The following is a 16,831-nucleotide window of genomic DNA, read 5'->3' on the forward strand; positions in this document are numbered from 1 at the left end:
CTAACTGAAATGCCATACAGCACACTTAAGAGCTATACACGGCAATCGCCCCTATCATTTCTGACAAGGGTACGGAATGTATACTGACTATATTAAACCTTCTAAGTGCTGCATTAAGTGGGCTTATTCCAGCCAGGAAATGGCGTCTCTTCCTGCAAATGACGCAATTCAGGTTGATGAGCTTCAGCAATCTGCGTCACCCGATTCACGCCCTCTTCCAATAAATGCACTTCTATTTGGCGGCGATCCTCACGCCCTTGCCGCCGCACAACCAGCGATAGTTGCTCACAGCGGTCGACTAGCGCCACTACTCCATGATGTTTTGATTGAAGCCGCTCAGCAAGTTCCCCCACCGTTGCCCAATCTCTTCCATGGAAGCCACGAAGATGTAGCAGTAATTGATACTGCAATGGCGTCAGCCCATAGCGGCGACAGATATCTTCACTCTGGCGAAGAAAACAACGTAATCGATAACGAAATTGCGATAACCGCTCAAAGTCATTTTTATCAAGGGCTTGTTTTTTAGTCATTTTCCAACTCTGTTTACCACATACTCAACTATGGCTGACTCACTAATTTATAGCGTCTTTAAAAAAACATAATATCACATCATGATATAAATAATCATAGAAATTACACCTTCAAGGAGACCTGGAATGAGAGCACTCACTTTTCTCAAATTACCATTTAATCATCGTGAAGGCTGGAAAGAGTTACAGACTTCCTGCCCCTCCATTCCTTTACTAGCGTGGCTGGTGGTTTTACCCATGTCGCTCTTACCGCCAGTAATGCTCTATTATGCAGGCAACCATTACGGCGATACATTTATGGTGGGCTTTGCTGACCGAGAGTGGCGTTTTATCACCACCATTATTTTCCTTGCAGAAATATTGAGTTTTTTCGTTATCGGGTGGGTAATCTACGCTGTAGTCAATGGCACTGAAGAGCTATCTATTAGCTATCAAGATGCCTATTTACTTGCCGGGCTTGCACCACTGCCTTTATTTGCTTCGTCGTTGGCACTCCTGGTACCCAACTTATTTTTTAATGTCGTGATTATACTCAGCGGGCTGGGCATCTCTTGCAGCTTGATTTACCACGGCTTACAAGCACTCTGTACTCAGCAAGAAGTTGATGTTGCTACTATCTCAGCCACTTACACAATTATGGCTGCCAGTGCTCTGGGATGGGGTATTTTGTTTGCGGTTATCTGGGCTTATTAAGCCATTAACATTAGGCGCACTGGCCTACAGGGGCGCTAAACCAGTCATCATCAAGCCAAATGATGACGCGTTAAGCAAACGGCCTAACGCTGGGAAGTGGCTAACGTGTGCGCTAGGCAGGGAGAGGAGCAAAATTCACGATCACTCGCGTCTTCCTCTGCAAGCGCTAATAGCGTCAGTTCTTTTATTACCGAAAGATGGGAATCGTCAATTTGACGAGCGGCAGTGAGTAGGGTCACCCGACCCGCGCGTGCGAATCTCATTAAAGGCAGTAGCTTATCAGGGCACGCCTTCAGCTCACTCCTGTATCGCTCAAGAAAGAGTGGTTTACTGATTTTTTGCTGACGATACTGACGGCATAGTTGAGATGCAGGTGCTATCTCCGGGTACCATTCATCTAGAGCAAGCAAGCGGCGTGATAGGCTTCCAGGCCATAAATCAGCCAATATACGAGTACCGTCACAAGCCTCTATCGGCGCATATATTTGCTTGAGCATGATTTCATAAGACATCGGCTATATACCTCTGCCGGCGAGCCCATGGCTTCAGCGAGTCATTCATATAAATATAGTACAGCAGAGATGCCCGACAAATTAACTAACAGAAAATCAGGGATATCGCTTTGTAGCGATGCGATATAGAGAGCGTCCAGGCTGCGCTTCGAAGATACAACAGCATCTGAATACTTAGAATGAAAAACAGTATCAAACTACGACGACAACAATTAGTACGCTAATAGCCTTTTTGCGCTAACAAATTTGCAGCAATTTTTGACGCGGGAGCGATGGGCATTACTTCTATGAATGGCATCACTATTTCTATAGCAATGTTACCAAGAAATAATCTATACCAGTGGTTTTAGGTAAGAAAGGCACTAGAAATGGAGGCGGCCCCAAAAGCCACATCCCGGCACACGCAGCCACCACTACCGTTGCTCCCTTCCGGGCCTGGCGGGGTTTGCAGTTTAGCGTTGCGGGAGGACCTAAGGGGCCACCATAACGGTACACTCTGATATTTCTAAGTGAGTGTACTAATGCTGATGTGGTGGCTACGCCCTGATTTGAACAGGGGACCCCATCATTATGAGTGATGTGCTCTAACCAGCTGAGCTACGTAGCCTTTCCCTCATCAACGGGTGCAGATTATGCCTATCTTAACTATGAAAGGCAAGCCAAAAACGACCTACCTTTCATTCAACTACCCTGTTAAGTGAATAGTGTACTTATAAAGCTGCTTGGACTGCTGGCAGCGCTTCTTCGCCAGCTCGAGTAGTCACCCCTTCGAGCCATGCTGCTAACACATCATCGTTTTCATTAAGGTAACTACGCGCTGCCTCTCGCGGATCCACCCCATCGTCCATAATGGCGCTCATCAATTGGTTTTCCATTTCCAGGGTGAACGTCATATTTTTCAGCAGTTCACCAACATTAGGGCACGCTTCAACAAACCCTGCCCGGGTATTGGTATGCACGGTTGCGCCCCCCAGGTTGGGACCAAAATAGTCGCCAGCATCAGATAAATACGCCATATCAAAATTAGTGTTCATTGGATGCGGTTCCCAACCCAAAAACACCATCCATTTTTCATTGGGTACCCTCGCGCGAAGCTCAGCCAGCATACCCGCCTCGCTCGAATCGATGACTTGCCAATCACCTAGCCCATAGGCGTTATCATCAATCATTTGCTCAATCAGCTCGTTACCATCATTGCCAGCTTCAATGCCGTGTAAACGCTGCTCAAACTGATCAGCATGCTCTGCCAGATCATTAACGGAGGTCACGCCCGCATCATAGACATATTGGGGCACCGCCAGGGTGTACTTAGCTCCCTCAAGGTTGACCACTAAGCGCTCAACCTCGCCACGCTCCACATAGGGGTCGCTGATAGAAGCCATCGATGGCATCCAGTTACCTAAAAAGACGTCAAAATCATTATTACCCATGCCCGCATAAGCAATCGGCACCGAGACAGTATCGACACGCGTTTCATAACCAAGTGCTTCCAGTACTTCACTAGCCAATGCTGTCGTTGCTGTAATATCAGTCCAACCCACTTCTGCAAAGCGAACACTACTACACTCATTAGCATAGGCAGCTGCCGGTAAACAGGCAGTCAGCAGTAATGTACTTAGGCTTCGTGTGTATGTCCGTTTCATGTTGACCTTCCCCATTATCGGTTTTATATGAACACGCCCTATACGCAACAGTCGTAGAGACGAGAAAACAACGCAGGCTTTTATTGATTGAACGTTCAATAAAAAAATGTCATCATACTCAGGTAATCATGCCTACTCCTGGTTTTCAAGGACAGGAGCCAATGGGCATTCAACGTCAGTAGGAGATAGCTGTGCCTAAGGTGGGAATGGAACCGATACGCCGCCAGCAGTTAATTAAGGCTACCATGGCGGCCATTGACGAAGTTGGTTTAGCAGAAGCAACCGTCATGCGAATTGCCCGTCATGCTGGCGTTTCGGCGGGCATTATTAGTCACTACTTTGGCGGCAAGGATGGCCTGCTGGAAGCAACGATGCGGCAGATCTTGACCGATCTTAGCGACGCCGTTGCAGCACGCCGCCGTGCGTTAGAAGACGACTCCCCTCGGGCGCATATTGGCGCCATCATCGAAGGTAACTTTGATCGCACCCAGGTGACCGGCCCCGCCGCTAAAACATGGCTCGCCTTTTGGGCTAGCAGCATGCATAAGCCCGTGCTTCAGCGGCTTCAGAATGTCAACGATCGCCGTTTGTACGCCAATTTATGCCATCAATTCCAGCGCGTCATGCCCCGCGCAGACGCTCGCAATGCCGCCCGCGGGCTGGCCGCGATGATTGATGGTCTATGGCTGCGTGGTGCACTTACACCAGAAGGGCTCGACGCCGCTGAAGCGCGACATCTTGCGCACACCTATCTCGACCAACTGCTTATTCATCATGGATGCCAGCAACGTGCATCCACTGCAGAAACACAGTAAGGAGACCAACATGGCCGCTCAAGATATTCAGCCACTTTATATTGATGGTCGTCCGGTAGACGCCACTTCAGGCGAGACATTTACCGTTTCAAACCCCTACGATGGCAGCCTGCTTGCCACGATTGGCCAGGCAAGCCAAGCTGATGTTGATAGCGCTGTAAAGGCCGCTCAACGCGGGCAGCGTCAATGGGCTTCGATGACGGGCATGGAGCGCTCACGTGTTCTGCTGCGCGCTGTTGCACTATTAAGAGAACGAAACGATGAGCTTGCCGAGTTGGAAACTCAAAATACCGGCAAGCCTATTAGTGAAACCGCCAGTGTCGATATTGTGACGGGTGCCGATGCCCTGGAGTACTACGCAGGCCTTGCCCCCGCTATAGAAGGCAGCCAGATTCCGCTGCGTGATAGCTCCTTTGTGTATACCCGTCGCGAGCCACTCGGCGTCATTGGCGCCATTGGAGCCTGGAACTACCCCATTCAAATTGCCTGCTGGAAAGCCGCACCTGCGCTGGCGGCGGGCAACGCCATTGTCTTCAAGCCCAGTGAAGTAACGCCGCTAACCGCTATCAAACTGGCTGAAATTTTCACTGAAGCAGGCCTGCCTAACGGTGTTTTCAATGTCGTTCAAGGCGATGGCCGTGTTGGCGCGATGCTGACTGAGCACCCTGGTATCGCCAAGGTATCGTTTACTGGCGAAGTCGGCACGGGCAAAAAAGTGATGGCCGCTGCGGGTGGCTCTACGCTGAAAGACGTCACTATGGAACTAGGTGGTAAGTCTCCGCTGATCGTGTTTGCCGATGCTGATTTAGATCGTGCTGCCGATGCCGCCATGATGGCCAACTTCTACTCCAGCGGCCAGATTTGCACTAACGGCACTCGCGTGTTCGTGGAGCGCAGCGTCAAAGACGCCTTTGAGGCGAAGCTGGTTGAGCGCGTTCAGCGTATCAAAGCGGGTAACCCGATGGACCCAAGCGTTAACTTCGGCCCGCTAGTAAGCTTTGAACATCAGCAAAAAGTGCTTTCCTATATTGCCCTGGGTAAAGAGCAAGGCGCGCGAGTATTGGCTGGCGGCGATGAGTGGAATAGCGGTGACTGGACGAATGGCGCTTGGGCTGCGCCCACCATTTTCACCGATTGCACTGACGATATGCGCATCGTAAAAGAGGAGATCTTTGGCCCAGTAATGTCCGTACTCTTCTTTGATGACGAAGAAGACGTTATTCGCCGCGCCAATGACACCAAATACGGTCTAGCAGCGGGTGTGTTTAGCGAAAGCTTAAACCGTGCTCACCGGGTTATTCACCAGTTGGAAGCCGGCATTTGCTGGATCAACACCTGGGGCGAGTCTCCTTCTGAGATGCCGGTAGGTGGTTACAAAGAGTCGGGCATTGGCCGCGAGAACGGCGTCGAGACGCTCAATCACTACACCCAGACCAAGTCAGTACAGATCGAGATGGGGCCGTTTGAGTCGGTGTTCTAAGCGAAGTAATGGACGCTCCCGGTAGGTATATCGAAGAGAAGTATCTCTTTTATGCCTACCGGCTCATTACCCATCATTCGGCTCCTCCAAGGTAAAAGCATGTCTCAATCACGCGAATTTGATTACATCATTATCGGTGCAGGCTCGGCCGGCAATGTACTAGCTACCCGCCTCACCGAAGACAGTGACGTCAGCATTTTGCTGCTTGAAGCAGGCGGCCCCGATTACCGTTTCGATTTTCGCACCCAAATGCCTGCCGCACTGGCCTACCCGCTACAAGGCAAACGCTACAACTGGGCATTTGAAACCGATCCCGAACCCTATATGGATGGCCGCCGTATGGAGTGTGGCCGAGGCAAAGGCCTGGGCGGCTCTTCACTGATCAATGGCATGTGCTATATCCGCGGCAACGCCCTGGATTACGATAACTGGGCCAAGCAACCCGGCTTGGAAGAGTGGGATTACCTCAGTTGCCTGCCCTATTTCAAAAAGTGCGAAACCCGCGACATTGGCCCTAATGATTACCACGGCGGCGACGGCCCGGTCAGCGTGACCACGCCGAAAGCTGGCAATAATCCGCTTTACCGCACGTTTATCGAAGCGGGGAAGCAAGCGGGCTATCCAGAAACCGAGGATGTTAACGGCTACCAGCAAGAGGGCTTTGGCCCTATGGACCGTTTCGTCACGCCCAAGGGGCGCCGTGCATCGACTGCACGCGGCTACCTGGACACTGCCAAGCAGCGCAGTAACCTGACCATTGAAACCCACGCAGTCACTGATGTAATTGAATTTGATGGCAAACGTGCTGTTGGCGTGCGTTACGAGCAGAAAGGTCAGCCGCACAAGGCCCGCGCTCGCCGAGAAGTACTGCTGTGTGGCGGTGCCATTGCCTCACCACAGATTCTTCAGCGCTCTGGCGTAGGCAACCCCGAATGGCTTCGGGAATTAGGCATTTCAGTTGTCCATGAGCTACCCGGCGTAGGCGAAAATCTCCAGGACCACCTTGAGATGTACATTCAGTACGAATGCAAAGAGCCTATTTCGCTGTATCCAGCGCTGAAATGGTACAACCAGCCAAAAATTGGTGCCGAGTGGTTATTTAAAGGTACTGGCGTTGGCGCCAGCAACCAGTTTGAATCCTGCGGTTTTATTCGTAGCAATGATGAGGAAGAGTGGCCAAACCTGCAGTACCACTTCCTGCCCATCGCGATCAGTTACAACGGTAAAAGCGCCGTTCAGGCACATGGCTTCCAGGCCCACGTTGGCTCGATGCGCTCGGAAAGCCGTGGACGAATTCGCTTAACCTCGAAAGACCCACACGCGGCACCCAGCATCTTGTTTAACTACATGGCCAAAGAGAAAGATTGGCAAGAGTTCCGCGATGCGATTCGCTTAACCCGCGACATCATCGCGCAACCAGCGTTTGATAAGTACCGTGGCCGTGAAATTTCCCCTGGCCCTAGCGTACAAAGTGATGAAGAACTCGATAACTTTGTCAAGCAACACGCTGAAACGGCTTATCACCCGTGTGGCAGTTGCCGCATGGGCGAAGGTGAGATGGCAGTGACCGATAGCCAAGGCCGCGTACATGGGCTCGAAGGCCTGCGCGTTGTCGATGCTTCGCTGTTCCCAGTGATCCCTACCGGCAACCTAAACGCGCCTACTATTATGCTGGCGGAGAAAATTGCTGACCACATCCGTGGACGTGAACCTTTGCCACGCGCCAACGTGGATTATTACGTCGCTCACGGCGCACCCGCTAAACAGGCTTCGTAACTCACTCACACCTGCATGCAACACGCTAAACGCCATGGCCACTCGCCATGGCGTTTTTTTATGGCCTATTTACGCTACAGTAAAGAGACTATAGCGAATGTATAAGAGTGAAATGCTTGCACTGATATAGGTGACTCTGACAATATTCAAACATACGTTTAAATACGTCCACAATTAACCACCCACGGAGAAACATCCATGCTCACCTTACTACTCATTGTGCTTGCCGTTGCAGGCTTGCTCGTGGTGATGCGCCGCGAAGCAGGCGCTACGCCAGCACTCGCCCTGCTTGGCGTACTGGGCTTAGTAGGCTTAGTGCTTGGCGCAAGCGTTATTGGCACGCTGCTATTGATTGCGGCTGCCGCCGTTGCAATTGCTGGTCTACCAGTATTACGCAGCAAGTGGCTGACGCCGCGCATTTTCGCCACCTTCAAAAAGGTAGCGCCGAAAGTGTCCGATACGGAGCGCACGGCATTAGAAGCGGGCAGCGTCTCCTGGGATGGCGAGCTCTTCTCTGGCAAACCTCAATGGGAGTCGTTACTTAGCTATAAAGACGACGGCCTGAGCGAGGCAGAACAAGCGTTTTTGGACAATCAGTGTGCGAAAGCAGCTGGCATGTGTAACGCCTGGGATATCGCCCAAGAACGCGCTGACCTACCCCAACAGCTTTGGGATTATCTAAAGAAAGAAGGCTTCTTCGGCATGATTATTCCGAAGGAGTACGGCGGCCTCGGATTCTCAGCTAAGGCACAATCCATGGTACTGCAGAAGCTCTCAGCTAATGAGACGCTGATGGTCACCGTTGGCGTACCGAACTCACTCGGCCCAGGCGAACTGCTGCTTAAATACGGTACTCAACAACAGAAAGATCACTACTTGCCCCGTCTTGCTGATGGCCGCGAAATCCCCTGCTTCGGCCTAACTGGCCCGCGTGCTGGCTCTGATGCCACGTCGTTACCGGATACGGGCGTCGTCTGCAAGCAAGTTATCAATGGCGAAGAAGTGCTTGGCTTACGCCTTAACTTCGAAAAACGCTGGATTACCCTGGCTCCCATCGCCACCGTGGTAGGCCTAGCCTTCCGTCTTTTCGATCCAGAAAAATTGCTCGGTGACGAAGAAGACCGCGGTATTACCCTTGCACTCGTTCCCCGGGATACTCAGGGCATGGACATCGGTCGCCGTCACCACCCTATCGGCAGCCCGTTTATGAACGGCCCGATTAAAGGTAAGGACGTGTTTGTGCCGCTGGATACCATTATTGGTGGCCCAGACATGATCGGCCAAGGCTGGCGCATGCTGGTCGAGTGCCTCTCGATTGGTCGCTGTATTACCTTGCCTTCTGGTGCGACCGGCACCGCCCGCTACGCGCTAGGCTGGAGCGGTGGTTTTACCCGCGTACGTCGCCAGTTCAACGTACCCGTCGCTGAAATGGAAGGCGTACAAGAGCCGTTAGCACGCATGGCCTCGCTGGCTTACATCTCTGCTGCTACGGTTTACCAGACCGCCAACCTGATCGACCATGGCGAAAAACCCGCTGTTCCTTCAGCCATCTTGAAGAGCCAATTGACCGAGTTCCAGCGCGTGCTGCTTAGTGACGCAATGGATGTTCACGGCGGTAAAGCCGTTACCCTTGGTCCACGCAACTACCTAGGCATTGGCTACAGTGCTAACCCGGTGGCCATCACCGTGGAAGGCGCCAACATTATGACCCGCAACCTGATGATCTTTGGTCAAGGTGCGATTCGCTGCCATCCCTATGTACTGGACGAGCTAGCCGCTAAAGATGCCAACGACGTTAAAGCCTTCGACAAAGCCTTCTTTGGCCACGCAGGACTGATTTTCGGCAACGCTGCCCGTGCCTTTACGCTTGGGTTTGGCTTGGGCAAAGCAAATGTACCTTTTAGTGGCCCTGCGGCTACCTACGCCCAGGATATTGCACGCATTTCAGCAGGCTTTGGCTTGTGTGCCGACGCCGCCATGGCCAGCCTTGGCTCTGAACTCAAGAAGCGCGAAATGCTGTCAGCACGCTTGGGTGATGTTCTGTCTAATCTGTATCTAGCTTCCATGGTACTGAAGCAGTGGCACACCGGTGACCAAGTAGAGGGTGAAGAAGCGCTGCTACACTATAGCCTGCGGTTCTTGCTAAACCGTGCCGAACAGGCGTTCGTTGAAATTTTCGATAACCTACCGAACCGCGCGTTAGGCAAGGCATTGAAAGTTATCATAATGCCGACCGGCCGCCGTTGGAATAAACCGCATGACGACTTGGCTCGCGATATCGCACAGCGCGTATCCACACATAGCGCCCTGCGCAGCAAGCTACTTTCCAATACATGGGATAAAGATGATGGCGCAGAGTCTAACCCGCTTGCGCGCTACAACGCGCTGCTGGTGGATTATGACCGTGCCGAAACCCTCTACCGCACGGTGAACAAAGCCTATGCCAAAGGTGAGCTGCCACAAACGGCACTACATCCTGAAGCACGCATTGAAGCCGCACTGGACAAAGGGATTATCAAAGAAGACGACGCACAGTTTATGCGCACTTTCGAGGCGGAAGTACTCGAGATGCTGACGGTTGATGATTTCGCCTATGACGCGTTTGCTAATGATAAATCGACGTTGATTAATCACAATGCAGCGCCTGTGGCCACGCCGCAGCAAGCAGAAACCAGCGTTAAGTAGTCCTTTCTCGCTTTAACTAGCGATCCTAACCGGCCTCTCCAGGCCGGTTTTTTTACGTATATTTTCAAAAACGAAACAAACGAACATTCGCTTATCTCACTCAGCGGCTGCTTTCCTTCTCTAAACACCTCGTTTTAATGCCAATTTCTCACCAAAACAACCGTCATTCAGCACTCCCCACCGCCGGAGCAGCAGCGATATACGCCTAAAAGCGAATACAAACAGCTACAAAAGTCGTTGCAAGTTCGCAAATGATCAACTAGCCTTTCGTTATTGAAAATAAAGTGAATGGAAGTCCGCTTGATGGTTGGCTGACAATAAAGTGCAAACAGCCAAGGCTAACATCTCGAATAAGCGAGTATTGCTTCACTTTCATCAATAGCGATCAACGCAAGACCTCTACCAATAACATTTATCTATAACAATGACGTTAGCGAGATCGGCATGTCCTTACATCTGCAAAATATCGACCACATCGTCGGTGGTGAATCCCATATAAGTGGGGTGGACCTCGAGCTGGAGCCGGGTTCTTTCAATGTGCTGCTAGGGCGAACCCTGGCAGGTAAAACAACGCTCATGCGATTAATGGCGGGTTTGGAGCAACCTACCCGGGGGCGAATCTACATGGATGGCAAGGATGTCACGGGCGTATCCGTCCGCAAGCGCAATGTCTCCATGGTGTATCAGCAATTCATCAATTACCCAAGCCTTAACGTTTACGACAATATAGCGTCACCACTTAAGCTGGCTAAGGCATCCAAGCAGGAAATCGACAAGCGTGTGCGTGAAACTGCCGCCATGCTGGGGATTGACCACTTGCTGGACCGCTTGCCGCTTGAGCTTTCTGGTGGGCAACAGCAGCGTACCGCCATGGGCCGCGCTTTGGTTAAGGATGCGGACCTGATCCTGTTTGATGAACCGTTAGTCAATCTTGACTACAAACTGCGTGAAGCGTTGCGCGATGAACTTCGCGGGCTATTCAAGGCACGTAACTGCATTGCCGTTTATGCCACCACCGAGCCCAACGAAGCGCTAGCGTTAGGGGGCAACACTGCCGTATTGCATGAAGGCAAGCTGCTGCAATATGGCTCAACCGAGCAAATTTATCGCGAGCCTAACGGCATCCTAAGCGCTGAGATGTTTTCAGAACCGCCTATCAATATTGTGCCTGGGCATCTTACTGCCAATGAAATCACCTTCGACCAGGATATCCATTTCCCCTGCGATGTCGCGCTACGTAACCTACCCGCGGGAGCATACCGATTTGGAGTCCGTGCCTCTCATGTCAGCCTACAGCCGAATGCAGCAGATGATCTAGAGCTTGAAGTTGAAGTTGAAGTGGCTGAAATCAGCGGTTCGGAAACCTTCCTCCACGTGCGGCACAACCTATTTTCTTTAGTACTCCATTTGCTTGGTATTCATACACCTAAAGTCAATCAGCGCATAAAGATCTACTTCCCTACCCACAAGCTGTTTGTCTTCGATCAGCAGGGTTCTATTGTTCATACGCCGGAAACACGGGGAGTGCATCAACATGGCTGAGATCATACTAAAGGCTCTCGCGCATACTTATAGCGCTAACCCGAAATCACCTGAAGATTACGCGATTCGCCAGATGGAACATATCTGGCACCAAGGCGGCGCTTATGCCCTGCTGGGGCCATCGGGGTGTGGCAAATCCACCCTGCTGAACATTATTTCCGGGCTGCTCGAACCTTCCGAAGGGGATGTGCTGTTTGATGGCCAGCGAGTTAACGAGTTGCCGCCTGAGGAACGTAATATCGCTCAGGTTTTTCAGTTCCCGGTGATCTACGACACCATGACGGTGTTTGATAACCTCGCCTTTCCATTGCGTAACATCAACATTCCAGGTCACCGCATCACGCCAAAGGTAGAGGAAGTCGCCGAGATTCTGGAGTTAACCCCACTGCTCAAGCGTAAAGCCAAAGGGCTGACCGCCGATGAGAAGCAGAAGGTTTCAATGGGTCGCGGCTTGGTGCGCGATGATGTCTCGGCAATTCTATTTGACGAGCCGTTAACGGTTATCGACCCTCAGCTCAAGTGGAAATTACGCCGTAAGCTGAAGGAGATACACCAGCGCTTCAATATCACCATGATTTACGTCACCCATGACCAGCTGGAAGCGGCAACTTTTGCCGACAAAATCGCTGTGATGTATGAAGGTCAGGTGGTTCAGTTCGGCACTCCTCAAGAACTCTTTGAAACCCCTGCGCATACCTTTGTTGGCTACTTTATTGGCAGCCCCGGTATGAACATTCTGGATGTACACCACCATGCGGGGGAAGTCATCTTTGCTGATATACCGCTCCCCATACCGCAGGCGTTTGTTGACGCCATTGCCAATACCAAAAGTTCGAATATAAAAATCGGCATTCGCCCCGAGTTTGTAACCGTGCATGCCAGCAAACGTGAAGGTGCCCTGCCCGCTCGTAAACGGCAAGTGCAAGATCTAGGCACCTACTCAATTGTTACCTTTGAGTTGGGTGGTCAGGCGTTCAAGGCACGCTTGCCGGAAGGTCACCCTGAATTCGGAGACGATATTTATCTCACCTTTGACCATGATCAGTTAGGGCTGTTTGTGGACGAATACCGGGTGGAGGTTACCTCATGAATAATAAAGTCTATAACAACCGCGCTTGGCTATTAGTTCTACCAATGTTAGTGCTCGTGGCGTTTTCCGCCATTATCCCCTTGATGACAGTGGTCAACTACTCGGTACAGGACGTGCTAGGCCCCAACGCTAGCTTCTTTACCGGCACCGAGTGGTTTCGCACTATGCTCAACGATTCAGCGCTGCAAGCTGCATTTGGTCGGCAGATACTGTTTTCATTGATCATTCTGGCTATCCAGATCCCACTGGGAATAGGAATAGCGCTGATTATGCCAAAACAGGGCTGGCAGGCGTCCGCCGTACTAATTCTGATTACCCTGCCCCTGCTAATTCCTTGGAACGTCGTTGGCAGTATCTGGCAAATCTTTACCCGTGGCGATATTGGGCTAATGGGCTGGGGGCTGCGCGAGCTAGGCATTAATTACAATATTACCCGTAATGCTGGTGACGCCTGGGCGACCATTATTTTAATGGATGTTTGGCACTGGACGCCGCTTGTCGCAATGCTCTGCTATAGCGGGCTGCGCTCTATTCCTGAAGCCTACTATCAAGCGGCAAGGATTGACCGTGCTTCTAAGTGGGCAGTGTTTCGCTATATTCAGCTACCGAAGCTAACTAACGTTCTGGTCATCGCCGTACTGCTGCGCTTCATGCACTCCTTCATGATCTACGCCGAGCCCTTTGTGTTAACCGGAGGTGGACCTGGTAGTTCAACCACGTTCCTAACCCAATCGCTTGCCACCATGGCTATCGGCCAGCAGGATCTGGGGCCTTCCGCCGCCTTCTCGATCATCTACTTCCTCGTCATTCTGTTAGTCAGCTGGGTGTTCTATACCACCATCATGCATCTGCAGAAAGACAAGAATTCACAGGGAGGCGTGTAAAATGTCTTACCAACTTGAAAATACCCAGCAGGGTGAAAAATACAACACTATTTTCAGTAAGGTGCCAGCAGCTGAGCGACGCAAGCGCCACTCACGCTCTCGGCTGAGAAAGCGGCTTCTGCTTGGCACCTATATCGTGCTGCTGATACTGCCCCTTTATTGGCTGCTCAATATGTCGCTGCAGACTAACAGCGAGATCCTCGGGTCGATGACGCTGTGGCCGCAAAACCTGACCTTTGACAACTACATCGGCATCTTCACTAACCCAAGCTGGTACATGGGGTACGTCAACTCCATCATGTATGTGGTGATGAATATGGTCATCACCATGTTAGTGGCACTTCCGGCCGCCTATGCCTTCAGCCGTTACAAGTTCATCGGTGATAAGCACCTGTTCTTCTGGCTATTAACCAACTTGATGGCGCCACCCGCAGTATTTTTGCTGCCCTACTTCCAGCTTTATTACTCGGTCGGCTTATTCGATACGCACATCGCCGTAGCGCTAGCTCACTGCCTATTCAATATTCCGCTGGCCATCTGGATTCTAGAAGGCTTTATGAGCAGCGTGCCTAAGGAAATCGACGAAACCGCCTATATCGACGGCTACAGCTTTCCCAAGTTCTTCATCAAGATCTTCATTCCCATGATCAGTTCTGGCATTGGTGTGGTGCTTTTCTTCCTGTTCATGTTTTCCTGGGTTGAACTGCTGCTGGCACGCACACTGACGTCTACAGACGCTCAGCCAATCGGCATGATCATGACCAGAACCTCGACGGCATCAGGTATCGACTGGGGCACCCTTGCTGCCGCCGGTATGTTGACCATTGTTCCCGGCATTCTGGTGGTTTACTTCGTACGCAACCATATCGCCAAGGGCTTTGCCCTGGGCCGCACCTGAGTAGGAGGAAACCTTATGTCCTGGATGGTATGGACTTTACCGACGGCTATTTTCTTTTCTTCCATTGCGGCCATGCTAGCTGGCATGACGATCTGGGAACTACGCTCGCCAAGCATTGAAAGAAAGGGATTTTTACCCATTAGCACCACCCGCGGTGATCGGCTGTTTATCGGCTTGCTGTCTGCCGCGTTTATTCACTTGGGCTTCATTGGGTTCACGTCGCTTTCAATTTGGATTGCACTAGCACTTTCAGCGGTATGGCTGCTGGTGTTAATGCGCTGGGGTTAGCCAATCAGCAATTCCAGGAAAACCCTGGCGTTAAGTACGGCAGTATCAAGGACGCTCAAGATATCAGGGAAGAGCACAACAAAACGAGGTCAACATGCGCAACAACAAGTTCAAACTTACTACCCTCGCCGCCAGCCTCATGCTCGCATCGGGGACACTGATGGCAGACGATCACGATGCGCGGGCAATCGCGGAGCGCTTGGTCGACGAACACTTCCAAAACTCTACATTGAGTCGTGAAGAGCAAATCGAAGAGCTTCTTTGGTTTGCAAAAGCTGCTGAGCCTTTCCGCGGTATGGATATTCAAACTGTCGCAGAAGGCTTGACCACTCACGTCTATGAAAGTGAAGTACTGGCAGAAGCATTCAGTGAGTTAACCGGTATCAACCTTACTCACAATATTATCGGCGAAGGCGACGTCGTTGATACGATGCAAAATCAGATGCAATCAGGTAACAGCATCTACGACGGTTTTGTTAATGACACCGACGCTATCGGCACGCACATTCGTTACGGCACCACCATCAACCTCACCGAGGCGATGGAAAACGAATGGGCTGACTACACACTTCCAACGCTGGACCTAGACGACTTCATTGGCTTGCAGTACGGCACTGGCCCCGATGGCAGCCTATACCAACTACCCACTCAGCAGTTCGCCAACCTTTACTGGTTCCGTTATGACTGGTTCCAGCGCGAAGACCTGCAAGATCAGTTCCGTGAAATCTATGGCTATGATCTTGGGGTACCCACCAACTGGACGGCTTATCAAGATATTGCCGAGTTCTTTACCGAACATGTTGGTGAAATCGACGGCACTACCGTCTATGGCCACATGGACTACGGCCGTCGTGATCCGTCGCTTGGCTGGCGCTTCCACGACTCCTGGCTCTCAATGGCCGGTATGGGTAGCCCGGGCGTACCATCAGGTAATCCAGTCGATGACTGGGGTATTCGCGTTAACGAAGATAGCCAGCCGGTAGGTGCCAGCGTTAGTCGTGGCGGTGCAACCAACTCGCCAGCGTCTGTCTTTGCCATGCAAAAAGCCGTTGATTGGCTACGTGACTTCGCTCCGCCTGAAGCACAGGGCATGACCTTTGGTGAAGCGGGTCCTGTGCCTGCTCAAGGTCATATTGCTCAGCAAATTTTCTGGTACACCGCCTTCACAGCAGACATGACCGATCCTGCTGTAGCAGTGACCGACGATGAAGGCAACCCACTTTGGCGCATGGCACCTTCCCCTACCGGCCCTTACTGGGAAGAAGGCATGAAAGTGGGTTATCAGGATGTAGGTGCATGGACGTTCTTTGACTCCACACCCGAAGACCGTCGAACCGCTGCTTGGCTATTTGCCCAGTTTACGGTAGCCAAAACGACCTCTCTTGAAAAACTGATGGCTGGCCTAACGCCGATACGTGAATCTGACATTTTCTCTGAGCAGATGACCGAAATGGCACCCAAGCTTGGTGGTTTGGTTGAGTTCTACCGCAGCCCCAACGAATCCAACTGGACGCCTACAGGTACCAACGTACCCGATTATCCGCGCATGGCACCGTTGTGGTGGCAAAACCTAGCGCCGGTAATGAGTGGCGAAGTTACCCCTCAAGAGGGCTTGGATAAGCTGGCGGCAGATATGGATAACACCATGCACCGCTTAGCTCGCGCGAACGTCTTCGATAGCTACGCCCCAGTGCTTAACGAAGAGCGCGACCCGCAATACTGGCTGGATCAAGAAGGCTCTCCTAAGCAAAAGCTTGATGATGAAATGCCGCAAGGAACGACCGTTCCTTACGATGAAATGATGGAAGCCTGGATGGAAGCGGGCACCCGCTAATCCAGTTAGGGCGGGCTTCGGCCCGCCCTATTAAGGCTCAAAAACTAGGTTTCATCAGCGGCGAGCAAATAACAGCAGGGCTCGCTGGTCTACATAGGCTTATTGCTTTGTTGTCATGTTGAAACCGCTACCTAAACACGGGGCTTTTTCTTTGTTAATTG

General features: G+C 51.6%; 14 protein-coding genes, 1 tRNA gene and 1 other RNA gene. 11 read left to right on the plus strand and 5 right to left on the minus strand.

Annotation, left to right across the window (positions count from 1 at the left end):
* Nucleotides 1-113: 113 nt before the first annotated feature.
* Nucleotides 114-530 carry a MarR family winged helix-turn-helix transcriptional regulator gene (locus ACN06F_RS10070; protein ID WP_433923844.1) on the minus strand — a complete coding sequence of 139 codons (417 nt, stop codon included), beginning with the start codon at nt 528-530 and terminating at the stop codon, nt 114-116.
* Between the two features lie 126 nt (nt 531-656).
* On the opposite strand from ACN06F_RS10070, the gene ACN06F_RS10075 reads away from it, so the two are divergent.
* Nucleotides 657-1,223: a YIP1 family protein gene (locus ACN06F_RS10075; protein ID WP_038484915.1), complete on the plus strand. Its 567-nt coding sequence runs from the start codon at nt 657-659 to the stop codon at nt 1,221-1,223.
* Between the two features lie 83 nt (nt 1,224-1,306).
* On the opposite strand, the gene ACN06F_RS10080 is transcribed toward ACN06F_RS10075, so the two are convergent.
* From ACN06F_RS10080 to ACN06F_RS10095, 4 genes are all read right to left on the minus strand, one after another.
* On the minus strand, nt 1,307-1,735 hold the full coding sequence (locus tag ACN06F_RS10080; RefSeq protein ID WP_120386863.1) for a DUF488 domain-containing protein: 429 nt from the start codon (nt 1,733-1,735) through the stop codon (nt 1,307-1,309).
* Between the two features lie 378 nt (nt 1,736-2,113).
* Nucleotides 2,114-2,210: signal recognition particle sRNA small type (gene ffs, locus ACN06F_RS10085), an RNA gene on the minus strand.
* Nucleotides 2,211-2,265: 55 nt separating this feature from the next.
* Nucleotides 2,266-2,342 (minus strand) — tRNA-Met (locus tag ACN06F_RS10090).
* Nucleotides 2,343-2,445: 103 nt separating this feature from the next.
* Nucleotides 2,446-3,378 (minus strand): choline ABC transporter substrate-binding protein, encoded by a 933-nt coding sequence (locus ACN06F_RS10095; protein WP_198349614.1) that lies wholly within the window; start codon nt 3,376-3,378, stop codon nt 2,446-2,448.
* A gap of 191 nt (nt 3,379-3,569) precedes the next feature.
* On the opposite strand from ACN06F_RS10095, the gene betI reads away from it, so the two are divergent.
* From betI to ACN06F_RS10145, 10 genes are all read left to right on the plus strand, one after another.
* Complete coding sequence (gene betI / locus ACN06F_RS10100) at nt 3,570-4,193, plus strand: transcriptional regulator BetI (RefSeq protein ID WP_176472079.1); 624 nt, start codon at nt 3,570-3,572, stop codon at nt 4,191-4,193.
* A 10-nt stretch (nt 4,194-4,203) separates the two neighbouring features.
* Nucleotides 4,204-5,673: a betaine-aldehyde dehydrogenase gene (betB, locus tag ACN06F_RS10105; protein ID WP_433923845.1), complete on the plus strand. Its 1,470-nt coding sequence runs from the start codon at nt 4,204-4,206 to the stop codon at nt 5,671-5,673.
* Nucleotides 5,674-5,772: 99 nt separating this feature from the next.
* On the plus strand, nt 5,773-7,449 hold the full coding sequence (betA, locus tag ACN06F_RS10110) for a choline dehydrogenase (RefSeq protein WP_433923846.1): 1,677 nt from the start codon (nt 5,773-5,775) through the stop codon (nt 7,447-7,449).
* 198 nt (nt 7,450-7,647) lie between these two features.
* Nucleotides 7,648-10,134, plus strand: coding sequence for an acyl-CoA dehydrogenase (locus ACN06F_RS10115; protein WP_433923847.1), 2,487 nt, complete (start codon nt 7,648-7,650; stop codon nt 10,132-10,134).
* Between the two features lie 444 nt (nt 10,135-10,578).
* Nucleotides 10,579-11,676, plus strand: a complete 1,098-nt coding sequence (locus ACN06F_RS10120; RefSeq protein ID WP_433923848.1) for an ABC transporter ATP-binding protein — start codon at nt 10,579-10,581, stop codon at nt 11,674-11,676.
* The gene (locus ACN06F_RS10125) at nt 11,669-12,766 is read left to right on the plus strand and encodes an ABC transporter ATP-binding protein (protein ID WP_038484941.1); all 1,098 of its coding nucleotides are present in this window, start codon (nt 11,669-11,671) and stop codon (nt 12,764-12,766) included. Before ACN06F_RS10120 ends, ACN06F_RS10125 begins: the two co-directional genes overlap by 8 nt.
* Nucleotides 12,763-13,650 (plus strand): carbohydrate ABC transporter permease, encoded by an 888-nt coding sequence (locus tag ACN06F_RS10130; protein WP_009724638.1) that lies wholly within the window; start codon nt 12,763-12,765, stop codon nt 13,648-13,650. Before ACN06F_RS10125 ends, ACN06F_RS10130 begins: the two co-directional genes overlap by 4 nt.
* Before the next feature lies 1 nt (nt 13,651).
* Nucleotides 13,652-14,548, plus strand: coding sequence for a carbohydrate ABC transporter permease (locus tag ACN06F_RS10135; protein WP_038484944.1), 897 nt, complete (start codon nt 13,652-13,654; stop codon nt 14,546-14,548).
* A gap of 15 nt (nt 14,549-14,563) precedes the next feature.
* Nucleotides 14,564-14,836 (plus strand): DUF2160 domain-containing protein, encoded by a 273-nt coding sequence (locus tag ACN06F_RS10140; RefSeq protein WP_038484947.1) that lies wholly within the window; start codon nt 14,564-14,566, stop codon nt 14,834-14,836.
* A gap of 94 nt (nt 14,837-14,930) precedes the next feature.
* The gene (locus tag ACN06F_RS10145) at nt 14,931-16,670 is read left to right on the plus strand and encodes an ABC transporter substrate-binding protein (protein WP_038484950.1); all 1,740 of its coding nucleotides are present in this window, start codon (nt 14,931-14,933) and stop codon (nt 16,668-16,670) included.
* Nucleotides 16,671-16,831 lie beyond the last annotated feature (161 nt).

The organism is Vreelandella sp. 21 (genome assembly GCF_050995515.1).
Lineage (GTDB): Bacteria > Pseudomonadota > Gammaproteobacteria > Pseudomonadales > Halomonadaceae > Vreelandella > Vreelandella alkaliphila.

Coding starts and splice junctions, on each gene's coding strand:
- ACN06F_RS10095 (WP_198349614.1), bottom strand. CDS start 3,378: ATGAAACGGACATACACACGAAGCCTAAGTACATTACTGCTGACTGCC.
- ACN06F_RS10125 (WP_038484941.1), top strand. CDS start 11,669: ATGGCTGAGATCATACTAAAGGCTCTCGCGCATACTTATAGCGCTAAC.
- ACN06F_RS10145 (WP_038484950.1), top strand. CDS start 14,931: ATGCGCAACAACAAGTTCAAACTTACTACCCTCGCCGCCAGCCTCATG.
- ACN06F_RS10140 (WP_038484947.1), top strand. CDS start 14,564: ATGTCCTGGATGGTATGGACTTTACCGACGGCTATTTTCTTTTCTTCC.
- ACN06F_RS10075 (WP_038484915.1), top strand. CDS start 657: ATGAGAGCACTCACTTTTCTCAAATTACCATTTAATCATCGTGAAGGC.
- ACN06F_RS10135 (WP_038484944.1), top strand. CDS start 13,652: ATGTCTTACCAACTTGAAAATACCCAGCAGGGTGAAAAATACAACACT.
- betB (WP_433923845.1), top strand. CDS start 4,204: ATGGCCGCTCAAGATATTCAGCCACTTTATATTGATGGTCGTCCGGTA.
- ACN06F_RS10130 (WP_009724638.1), top strand. CDS start 12,763: ATGAATAATAAAGTCTATAACAACCGCGCTTGGCTATTAGTTCTACCA.
- ACN06F_RS10080 (WP_120386863.1), bottom strand. CDS start 1,735: ATGTCTTATGAAATCATGCTCAAGCAAATATATGCGCCGATAGAGGCT.
- ACN06F_RS10115 (WP_433923847.1), top strand. CDS start 7,648: ATGCTCACCTTACTACTCATTGTGCTTGCCGTTGCAGGCTTGCTCGTG.
- betA (WP_433923846.1), top strand. CDS start 5,773: ATGTCTCAATCACGCGAATTTGATTACATCATTATCGGTGCAGGCTCG.
- ACN06F_RS10120 (WP_433923848.1), top strand. CDS start 10,579: ATGTCCTTACATCTGCAAAATATCGACCACATCGTCGGTGGTGAATCC.
- ACN06F_RS10070 (WP_433923844.1), bottom strand. CDS start 530: ATGACTAAAAAACAAGCCCTTGATAAAAATGACTTTGAGCGGTTATCG.